This window comes from Bacillus sp. NTK071, assembly GCF_017303315.1.
In the GTDB taxonomy this organism is placed as follows: Bacteria; Bacillota; Bacilli; order Bacillales; family Guptibacillaceae; genus Guptibacillus.
Genome location: NZ_JAFKOI010000181.1, coordinates 1 through 214, shown reverse-complemented (window position 1 = coordinate 214; position 214 = coordinate 1). Strand labels below are relative to the sequence as shown.

The 214-nt window shown below is 34.1% G+C and carries 1 protein-coding gene; it reads right to left on the bottom strand.

The window, feature by feature from the left end; translation table 11 throughout:
- On the bottom strand, positions 1–214 hold a 214-nt coding region (locus JI666_RS22310), incomplete at both ends, for a VOC family protein (RefSeq protein WP_524535781.1).

Sequence of the window (214 nt, the reverse complement as noted above, 5' to 3'; positions counted from 1 at the left end):
CCAAAAGGGTAAGATAACTTCCCAGTATCCCAGTGACCATTTACTTCTTCTATCATTATCTGACAATCACTTAATGATAATAAAGCGAACTTGTCCTCTGGTCGCTCATATTCAATTTTGAAAGTAAGAATTTCCAAATAGAATTCTAAACTTCGTTCAATATTTGAAACCGAAAGCTCAGGTATTAATGCATTTAGTTGGTGCAAAGTAGCTT